This window comes from Mesorhizobium sp. M0514 (genome assembly GCF_040321145.1).
GTDB lineage: Bacteria > Pseudomonadota > Alphaproteobacteria > Rhizobiales > Rhizobiaceae > Mesorhizobium.
Map to the genome: position 1 here is coordinate 1 of NZ_JAMYQZ010000138.1, position 9827 is coordinate 9827.

A 9827-nucleotide genomic window follows, 5' to 3' on the forward strand; every position below is an offset into this window, starting at 1 on the left:
GACGAGGAGAAGGCCACCAACAACAAGCTGACGAACCTTGCGATAACATCGATCAACAGGACAAACTGATCACTCGACTTTTGATGTCGCCTGCGGACATCCATCTGGGCCACTGGGTCGGGAGATGGACGTTCTGGTACTCTGGTCACGGCGCGGAAGTGATGGTCCCTAGAGCAAAGGCCCTCGGTGCAGCACCGGTGGCCTTGTACTCTGACTGAACTGCTACCAGTCACGATCATCGGCGCTAACTCGACCTGATTACCTTCTTGGTTGGTCGATCACGTCGCAAGGGCAAAGCTAAGAGGCTAGTTTTGCACGCGGGGCTTATTAGCTCTCGATACTTGATGGCGCACTCGCCCAAAATCGGGCAGGAATGCGCCGATGCAATTCTCCAACCGAAAAATTGTCCGATTCACTTCCGCCTCCCTGCTAATAGGGTTTGCGGCGCTTATGGCCATTGTCGCCACCAACTTCTGGCTGGGGCAGCGGGCTCAATCCTATTTCGACAATGCGATTGAAGCGCGCGATATACGAGTCGCTGCTGTCGAGTTGAGAAATGCAATGCAGACGGCCGAGGCGAGCGAGCGCGGCTTTGTCATCACCGGGAACGAAATCTATTTGGGGCCATATGAAACCGCCAAGGCTGGGGCACAGCGCCACATGCAAGCGCTGCAGACCTTGCTGACGTCCTATCTCGATTCGAAGCCTACACTGGAAAGGCTTTCCGCAATCATTGCCGCCAAGTTTGGTGAGCTGGACCAGACAATCGCTCTCAAGCGAGATCACCGCGACGCCGAGATATTGGCGATATTCCGCACGAACAAAGGCAAGGCTTTGACTGACGAAGCCAATGTGTTCTTTTCGGGTATCATTGTAAAAGCAGATAACCGGCTTACCTCCGGTGTCGTCGAACAACGAGCTAACAGCGCGTGGCTGCGGCTCGTTTCGGCAATCGGCGGATTTGTCATCATCGCTGTGGTTGGCGGAGCAGCCTATGGTGCTGCTCGCTACACCAGGGAACTTCGCGATACCCACGACGAGGTCAATGCGCTTAATGACAAACTGGAGCAACGTGTCGCCACCCGCACCGAGGACCTGGCAAAGGAGCGCGATCGAGCCGAAGTGCTTTTGTCAGAGGTCAATCACAGGGTCGCCAACAGCCTGGCTCTTGTGTCGTCTCTGGTGAAACTGCAGGCGAAGGCTGTCGGAGATCTCGCGTCCAAGGAAGCGCTGGCCGAAACCCAGGACCGCATCTTTGCCATCTCGCTGGTGCACAGGCGGCTGTATGGCTCGGCCAACGCTCGCTCGGTTGACCTGGACGAATATCTGACCGGCCTGCTCGATCATCTGCAAACGTCGATGCGCAGCCAGGTTCACGGTGTCAGCCTGTCTTACAAGATCGAACCAATCGACCTCGAAACGGACATCAGCATCAATTTGGGCGTTGTGGTCACCGAACTGGTCACCAACGCTTTCAAGTATGCCTATCCGGATGGTGTCGGAGAAATCCGCGTCCGGCTAAGCAGGCTGCCAGGTGGCCAGGCGGATCTGGTGGTCGAAGACGACGGTGTTGGAAAGGCAGACGGCGCACCTGCCAAAGGCACCGGCGTTGGCAGCAGAATCATCAATGCGATGTGCATCAGCCTCGGCGCCAAACTGGACTACCGGGATATCCAGCCCGGAACGGCCGCCCATTTGGTGTTTTCGACAAAACCACGGCGCGCTACTGCTGGATAGTAGACCCGTTCATCGCAAGGTGAAATGACTGCAGCGGCATCACCAGCGTTGGCGCGTTCACCGCCAAAAGGTGATGTCGAGGGGGACAAAAATGGTTGATCGCAATAAAATTGCCGGTCTACGGCTGATCGGGACAGCGCTGCTTTTGGTCGCCGCGATGGGCGGGCTTACCGTCGCGGATGCCAAGGAAGGCGCCCCCGGCATTACCCAGCGAACGGTATTCCCCGCCTTCGATCCCCATGCGCCCTCCTGCAACGCTCCGGTTGGCCTCACAAAAGTGTTGGCCTACGTGCAGGAGAACGAGCGCGACTTCCTGCAAGGGGTCGACCACGGTCTGTCCATGGCTGCAAAGAACCGCGGCCTGGAATATCGAAGAGTGTTGGCGGAAAACGATGTGGGTAAGGCGATAGCCCACGTGCAGTCTTTGGTCGCGGCGAAGGTTGGCGCCATGGTTGCCACCTCATCGGATCCAGTGGCTTTCAGTACGGCTCTTCAGAAGGCGATCTGGTCGGGGGCGTTTGTTGGCACGATTGTGCCCCCACCGGCAACGCTGCTGCTCAATGCCCCGCAATATCGAACTGGCAAGGTGCTGACCGATGCAGCCATTGACCATATCAACACCAAGCTCGGCGGTAAGGCCAAGGTCGTTCTGCTGACCCAGGATACGATGGAGTTTCTGGCGCCCCGGTTCACGGCTATGCGCGATGGCCTGAATGCGATGCCTGGCGTGATCATCGTCGCCGATATCGCACCCAAGCCGGTTACCAAGGAAGGCGGCGCCGCTACCATGAAAACCATCCTGCTGGCCAATCCGGATGTTGACGTCGTGCTCGGCGCGGATGCGGTCGTGCTGGGTGCGCTTGAAGCGTTGCGCGCGGCAGGCAAAGACCGACCTGACCAATTCCTTGGCGGAATTGACGGAGAGGCGGAAGCTGTCGCTGAAATCAGGAAAGGCAACAGCCCTTACAAGGCGAGTATCTCGTTGTCCTCGCCCGTCTTCGGCTATGCCATGGGACAGTTTGCGGCCGACTGGCTTGAGGGCAAAAGCATCCCGCAGGCGATGGACATCCTTCCTATAGCGCTGACAAGTGCCAATCTCGCGCAATACGAGGCCGATCTCAAGGACCCCGCCTCGGTGTATGCCAACGCGGCGCGCCGGGATGCATACCTCAAGATGTATGGAAACATCTGCTATGACAGCCGCGACCGATATATAAATTTCCCTTGGTCGTCCGAGCAGAAGTAGCTACGCGATGCCAGCGTCGATCTGGCATCAGACTGCTACGCCTATGGGGTCGAACCTCGTGACTTCCACGCCGTGTTCGAAGCCTACCTGGGTGGCCGCTGGTGGCTTTTCGACGGCACTAGGCAGGCCAATCTGGACGGTTTCGTTCGCATCGGTGTCGGTCGCGATGCAGTCTGAGATCACGTTTGCTTCGCAATTCGGCGACATCGATGAGGGGCCGGTCAAAATTACTATCGAGCATGCGGACGGCTCAATCGAGCCCCTGGGCCTGACAGTCGACGCAATCTCGACCGAGGAACCGGCACCTCATGCCGGAGCCAACTAACCCACACTGGTCCGTCGCCGATGATGTTTGCAAGGAATGGCCGGCGCCATTTGGCGGGGGATGGGTGGGGACGACGCCGGTAGATGAGCATTGGCGAGTAGTCGGATGAGCAATGGCATAATCGCGGAATGACTTAAAATGTTCGACAGCTAGTTAAGGCAACACTCATGGACATATGCGCAGGGTGTTGGAAGCTGACGGCTAAGAGTGTCCCCTCAAGCCGTTCCCAGCTTTAGCCCGCTGCCGTGGCTCTCACTAAGCCGGCAGCGGGCCTTTCTTTGAACGTCGTTAGGCGCGTGATTCAAGCCTTCGCCTTGCGCTTGGCAGACACCTTAACAGGCGCGGCCTTTCGACCTAGACCAGACGCCTTCGCAAGGGCCGATCGCTTCGCGGCGTAGTTCGGCGCGACCATGGGGTAATCGTGAGACAAGCCCCACTTCTCCCGGTATTCGTCGGGAGTCATGCCAAGTAGGCCAAGGTGGCGTTTCATAGACTGGAATTTCCGGCCGTCTTCCAGGCTGATGATGTAATCCGGGAACACAGACTTTTTTGGATTTGCCGCAGGCACAAGCTCTTTCGCAGCCGGTGCGATCTGGCTGCTCAAACCTGACAATGAAGCGTGCACAGATGCAATCAGGTCGGGCAAGTTGGCAACCGGTAGTGGGTTATTGGCTACGTATGCGGAAACGACGTCCGCTGTAAGTTCCGCCAGTTCGACAGCATGGTTGTCTTCGTCAGTCATGTGGTGGTCCCTTGTCTTTGAGACCTCTCTAATGAACCAACTCTACGTGCGCAAGCTCACATGTGCCTGCGGTGAAGTTGCCACATTCCACGCTTGGTCACCGTATGAAATAGCGATATTGATGCGCCTATAGGTATCGCTCGCCCTCGTCGCGGTGCTTCAGGCAGAACCAGTGCGATAGTTGCCTCGGTCGGGCGAAGCCCAAGCCTCCATCCTCACCGCAGCCGGGGTGCTCGCACGCATGATTGTCGACGCGTCGTCGCGCGGAATCGCCGTCATCCCTTCGGCAAGTTGGCTCATACATCACGGTGGCGGTGAGGCGTCCACCCGCCCCACTTACTTTCGAAGTGGGCTTGATTGCGCTGCCAGAGTTCGGCGTATTCCGCCTGCGGGAGCTTGGTGAAGCTTGCGCCACCAATATGATGAACGAAGGCGTCTTCCGCACAGATTGTGCGCAAGCCCTTTTCATGAATGCGGCGCGAATAATCATCGTCCTCGAACAGCCCCAACCCGAATGCCTCGTCGAGTGGTCCCACAAGCTCCATCGTGTCACGACGCATCGCGACGCAGAACATCGCTAACATTGGAATGTCGAAGGATTGACCGGCGTGACGAGCCGCATTCTTATCAGCAAACGCCTCCATGCCTTCCGTGTCTAGATAGTCCACCGGGATTTTCGCTTCGTTGCCGATCTCGTTGGTGACAGGACCGACAAGGCCGACAGATGGGTCTTCGAGGTGACGAATGAGGGGGTCGAGCCATCCCTTCGGCACGAGGGTGTCGTTATTCAGAAGAACGAGTACGTCGCCAGTCGCTATACGCAGGCCTTGATTGTTTGCGGCAGCGAACCCGCGGTTATCCCGATTGAGCTCGATCCTGACGGGCATCTCCAAGCCGGATAGTTGTCTAAGGTAGGACTGCGTTCCGTCTTCCGACGCGTTGTCGACCACGATGATCTCGTAATTCGGGTAAGTGGTATTCCGGATCAAGCTGTCGATGCAGGCCTTAGTGAGATCGATGTTGTTGTAAGTAACAACAATGATCGACACCACTGGAAAGCCGTGACGAAGAGCCGTTAGCGTGGCGTCCACCCGTTCGGACCAGTCATTAGCTTTTGCCAGTTCCCGTCGGCGACGGGACAGCGCCTGGTCGCTATGGGCAAGCGCGGCTTCTATGGCCTGCACTGTCTCATCAGGAGTGGCCGCGAATGAGAGATAGTCCTTGTAGACTTGGAGTTCAGCGGTCGGCGTCGCGATTACAGGCTTTCCGGCGCTCATGTATTCGTAGAACTTCACCGGGTCGACGGCATGCGTGACGTTGTAGACCCGGAACGGAATCAAACATGCGTCGAACCAATAGAGGTATCGAGGCATCTCACTGTACGGACGCAGTCCAAGCAGATGCACGTTTGGCAGGCTGTCGAGGCCGGCCAGGTCCGTGGAGAAATCATCGCCGATCAAAACGAAGGACCAGTCGGGACGCTGGCGGGCCACAGCAGCGATTAGCTCGAAATCGAGCCATTCGGCGAGCGCACCATAGTAGCCGATGATCGGGGCCTTCATGCTTGCCAAGAGATCGTTATGAACGCACCGCTCTTGGAAAAACGCGTAGTCCACCCCATTGCGAACAAGGACGCAACGGCGCGCCTTGACTTGCCACTTATCCTGTAGCAGGGCCGCTGTGACCGTCACGAGGTCGGCTTCACGAACAAGCGCCTCCTCCTCACGGAGAAGGTCGCGGCCAATGTTCGGGAAATTGTCCCACTCGTCCATGCAATCGTACTGCACGTGCCAGCCGCGGGACGTCCGCAACGCGAGTGCGAGCGGTGTCCAGTATGTGAGGTGGACGACAGTGATCGCCGTTTTAATCCTGAGATCGCGCGCGAGTGCCGACATCGCTTCCCCAAAGGTGGCCTGGTTCTCACGGCTCATAGATTTGCTGTAGAAATCCTGCACTCCGTCGGCTCGCAATGAGACCTCGAACACGCCGTTCGCAACCTCCATGAGGTCGTAATCCCGGCCCGATGGAGGCGTGCGCGAGGGTACGATATAGAACACGCGGTAGCCGCGGGCAGCGAGGTTCGACATTAGCTGCTGAGGACGCTGGTAACGCGCTGACCAAGCGATGTTGGCGAAGCATACTATGTCTAGGAGGCCGGCGTGCTCCGCTCCTGGCGGGGGCGCGCCCGGTGTCCCAGCCCTGGCAACACTTGGAGCCATGACGGCCCGCGGTTGACCACCGGCGCGTTTTACGAGCGTCAGGAGTGGCGAGGAATTCGCCCGGGATAGTATCCTGAAACGTAGACGACGCGGAAGGAGGACCTTTCCGATGCCCCGGAGCCAGGGCCATCTACGCCGGATCAGGATGATCAGGTCAGCCAAGAGAATGCGGAAGCTGGTACGTCGCCGCTCGTACTCGCCGGCTAGGACTTGGATCTCGCCCTGCAGCCAGGCGATACCGTCGTCGCGCGCCTGAAGGAGGGTTCGCAGCGTTGCGATCTCCTCGTCTTTGGCGGAATTGCTCCGCACCTCGCCGTGTCTTGCGAATGGCGAACGGCCGGCAAGGAACTCGCTGGTGTCCTTTACGGGTTCGCGACCGACCCGAAACTCCTCATGTAGCGCCTGGATCTGCCGTGAGTGATCAAGGGCAGCCAGGTTGGCAGCCGCGAGAAGCTCGGCGACTTTGACCCGTTCGGCATTGGTGGCATGCCGTTCAGCCGATAGTGAGTCGCTGAGCTGTGCGAGCTCATCAGCGAGCGCCGTGCGGATACGCTCGGTCTCAAGCCCTCGTGTGTTCGCCGCCTGGACTTCCTCCGACAATTCGGCGATTCGACGCTTCGTCGCCGAATGAACCACTTCGGATTCCGCGTGTTTGATCGTGACGTCGCTGAGTTCCCTAGCCAGCCTGGCGACCTCGGCGTTCCAGCGCGCGCGTTCGTCGATGAAGTTCCTGGCTCGCGCCTCATCCTCCATTACGAGCTGCCTACTCGCGATAGGGGCGGACTGGCAATGCTCGAACGCGAGGTCACTGAGGCGGTATTCACGCTCGGCGAGACGTTGCGTTCGGGCATAAACGAGAAGGATTTGCTCGCCCGCCCAGTACGTCGGATCCATCGCTCGAGCGTCGATAACTTTCGAGGCAGCCAGCACTAGTCCGCCCCCTGCCAGCGTTGCCGGGATGTTCGAGGGTTCGAACGTACTTTTGTGCTCGTCTAACCTCAAATACTCTCGGAAAGGGACGAGGATCACAAGAGCCTCGGTTGCCATTTCGCCGAGACGCTCGAGGACAGCCACGGGATCATCGAAATGCTCAAGCGTGTTGGACGAGACGACCACATCGAAACGTTCATTGAAAAGCTCGCGCAAGACGTCGATTTGCAGAAAATGCGGCTTGCTAAATGTCGCACGCGCGGAGGTAATCGCGGGTTCCGCGAAATCGATACCGGTGACTGGACCGGGAAATACTTGGGCCAGGAGATCAGTGCCGTCGCCTAGAGCGCAACCCCAATCGCAGAGCGTCCAGCGCTCGTCACGCAGCGATCGGGTCAACCATTCCGGCAGATTGTCGAGAATGATCCGGCCAAAGAAAACCGACTGCTCCCGGCCGCGGTTGACAATCCAGTCGGTCTCGAAGCGGCGCGACCAATAGGTTTCGCTATTCAGTGGGGCGGGTGGCTTCTGTCCTGCCTCTCTACGCGACGACATTAGAAGCTCCTGAAAGCTGTTTTGTAGACGCGCCCTGCGGTGGCATGATCTCACGCTGGCCACGCCAGTGTTCCCCAATGAAGGAGATACGCTAAGATACCCGTTGAACGCAATTGTCAGTGGAAACACGCTACGTCGGACAGATCGTTAAAGTCAAAAATGGGCCTACTGCCTAGTTTAGACGCTGTGAGCCAGTTCAGAGCAGGACGGAGAAAGCCAAGCATGCCGATAGAAGTTGCGATGACTGACGACGACAAAGCGCGCGTCGCGGAGCGCTGGTCTGATATAAGCAGCGGATCTGACGAGTTCTCGTCGAATGTTTATTGGCTTGCTGTCCCAGCCGTCATGGCGCGTCACCAGCGTCGCGCTTGCGCCGGCGGGAATTATGGGTCGTGGGTAGAGTATTGCCTTGGGTCATTCGCCCCGCAAGGTCACGACCTTCGCATGCTTAGCATCGGCTGCGGTTACGGCGACCTTGAGCGGCACCTCATGCGAATTGACGCCAGTATAATGTGCGATGCGTTCGATATCGCGCCAGCGGCAATCGAGGGCGCTATTCGGGCAGCAACTGAAGAAGGATTCGCCGGCATCCACTATCGCTGTGCGGATATCGAAACGGCGGGCCTAGAGCAGGGAGTGTATGATGCCGCTTGGTTCAACGGATCACTTCACCATATCCAAGCGCTTGAGCGCGTGCTCGAACGTGTCCACAATAGCCTCAAGCCGGGTGGTCTGCTGTTCGTCAACGAGTATGTCGGAGCGAACTATTTCGGCTTTCCGCCTGCCCAACGGGAGGCGATCTCACACGCGTTCCATTTGATCCCGCACCAATATCGACGGAGTTTTATCCCCGCGAGCCTTGGTCAAGTGGCGACTCAAGCACCCATACCGGATCCAGCCGAGGTTCGGCGTGTCGATCCGTCGGAAGCTATTCGGTCGCAGGACATCGTTCCCGCTATAGCCGACAATTTCGATATCCTCGCAATAAATGCGTGCGGCGGGACAATCCTGCAATTTCTGCTGAGTGGCATCGCCGGAAACTTCCGCGAAGACGATGCGTCCTCCATGCTGGTTCTCGACATGCTGTTTAAAATCGAGGAGGCACTCATGGCTGCCGGTACGATCGGAAGCGACTTCGTGGTGATTGCGGCCAGGAAGCGGGCTAAACTAAAAGCGGAACCTTGTTCGACGACTGGTTGAGAAGCCTCAATGCTTCCACGGGTGAGACCGCAGTGCCCGCTGAACAGCGGCCGCATAGAGCCGCGTCGCACTTGCGGTCGGGGATCCTGCTGGTCGTAGCACGCTGCAACCCGGGTCGCATGCCACAACCGCTTCAAGCCCGCGCCTCTTTAGCTTACCGCCTTTCATCGGCTGCTCGCCTGACAGGGTATAGACGCCCCTTGACCGTGACGGATGTGGCCTCTCGATCTCCACACCGCGATAATTCAGAAGAAAGTCGCGCCCGCGGCCGACTTCAATCGAGACGTCTACGATCGGCTGAGGCCTGGTGGGTCCTACATCATCGTCGACCACGTCGCCGCCGTAGGGGCGGGCACTCACGACGCCCAGTCGCTGCATCGAATTGAGCCTGCATCCGTTCGGGTGGAGGTCGAGGCGGCCGGCTCGCGGGTAAGCGCTCGGCGGTGAAGGCTCGTGTGGCTGAAGGTGAGTCGGCGCCTTAGAAAGCCAGGACTCCCACCGCCCTACGTCACTCATGCTTTGCGGCGCCTAGGGGACTGATTTCTCCGACGTCGAGCCGCCCGCCACTTGCTGAGGCTTGCCGCGTCATCGGGAGACGGAGCGCCGGCCATACGTCGTAAAGTCCAATCATTCCACGGTTGCCCTAGCTGTTGTTGAGCCACAGCATTCTCAGCCTGTCTCTGATTATTCGACTCCGGCCCGAAGCGCGCAACCACACTCATTCGGCGCGAGGTCGGTCCGACGTCGCGCAGGGGCGGCCCGCAGCCGAATGCCTCGCCGTCTGGCGCCTTTTTTATTGCGCGATCTTGCCTAGAAAGACTAGGAGTTCGAGACAGAACAGGTTGCGAACACACTGCTACGGTTTTTGCAACG

General features: G+C 58.4%; 6 protein-coding genes and 2 pseudogenes. 6 read left to right on the forward strand and 2 right to left on the reverse strand.

Annotation, left to right across the window (positions count from 1 at the left end):
* The 4 genes and pseudogenes from NKI61_RS30975 to NKI61_RS30990 all read left to right on the forward strand — a co-directional run.
* Positions 1-218: hypothetical protein (locus NKI61_RS30975; RefSeq protein ID WP_352842165.1), on the forward strand; the 218-nt coding region annotated here is incomplete at its 5' end.
* A gap of 163 nt (positions 219-381) precedes the next feature.
* Positions 382-1737, forward strand: a complete 1356-nt coding sequence (locus NKI61_RS30980) for a sensor histidine kinase (protein ID WP_352842167.1) — start codon at positions 382-384, stop codon at positions 1735-1737.
* A gap of 91 nt (positions 1738-1828) precedes the next feature.
* Positions 1829-2983 carry a sugar ABC transporter substrate-binding protein gene (locus tag NKI61_RS30985; RefSeq protein WP_352842168.1) on the forward strand — a complete coding sequence of 385 codons (1155 nt, stop codon included), beginning with the start codon at positions 1829-1831 and terminating at the stop codon, positions 2981-2983.
* A gap of 33 nt (positions 2984-3016) precedes the next feature.
* Positions 3017-3308 (forward strand): annotated as a pseudogene (locus tag NKI61_RS30990) (transglutaminase family protein); the annotation flags it as partial.
* 301 nt (positions 3309-3609) lie between these two features.
* Here NKI61_RS30990 and NKI61_RS30995 read toward each other — a convergent pair.
* On the reverse strand, positions 3610-4050 hold the full coding sequence (locus NKI61_RS30995; RefSeq protein WP_023740262.1) for a Ros/MucR family transcriptional regulator: 441 nt from the start codon (positions 4048-4050) through the stop codon (positions 3610-3612).
* Between the two features lie 296 nt (positions 4051-4346).
* Complete coding sequence (locus tag NKI61_RS31000; RefSeq protein WP_352842170.1) at positions 4347-7754, reverse strand: glycosyltransferase; 3408 nt, start codon at positions 7752-7754, stop codon at positions 4347-4349.
* A 240-nt stretch (positions 7755-7994) separates the two neighbouring features.
* Between NKI61_RS31000 and NKI61_RS31005 the strand changes: the two genes are divergently transcribed.
* Positions 7995-8954 carry a class I SAM-dependent methyltransferase gene (locus NKI61_RS31005; RefSeq protein WP_352842172.1) on the forward strand — a complete coding sequence of 320 codons (960 nt, stop codon included), beginning with the start codon at positions 7995-7997 and terminating at the stop codon, positions 8952-8954.
* A 225-nt stretch (positions 8955-9179) separates the two neighbouring features.
* Positions 9180-9377: pseudogene (locus NKI61_RS31010) on the forward strand (class I SAM-dependent methyltransferase); the annotation flags it as partial.
* Between the last annotated feature and the right edge of the window lie 450 nt (positions 9378-9827).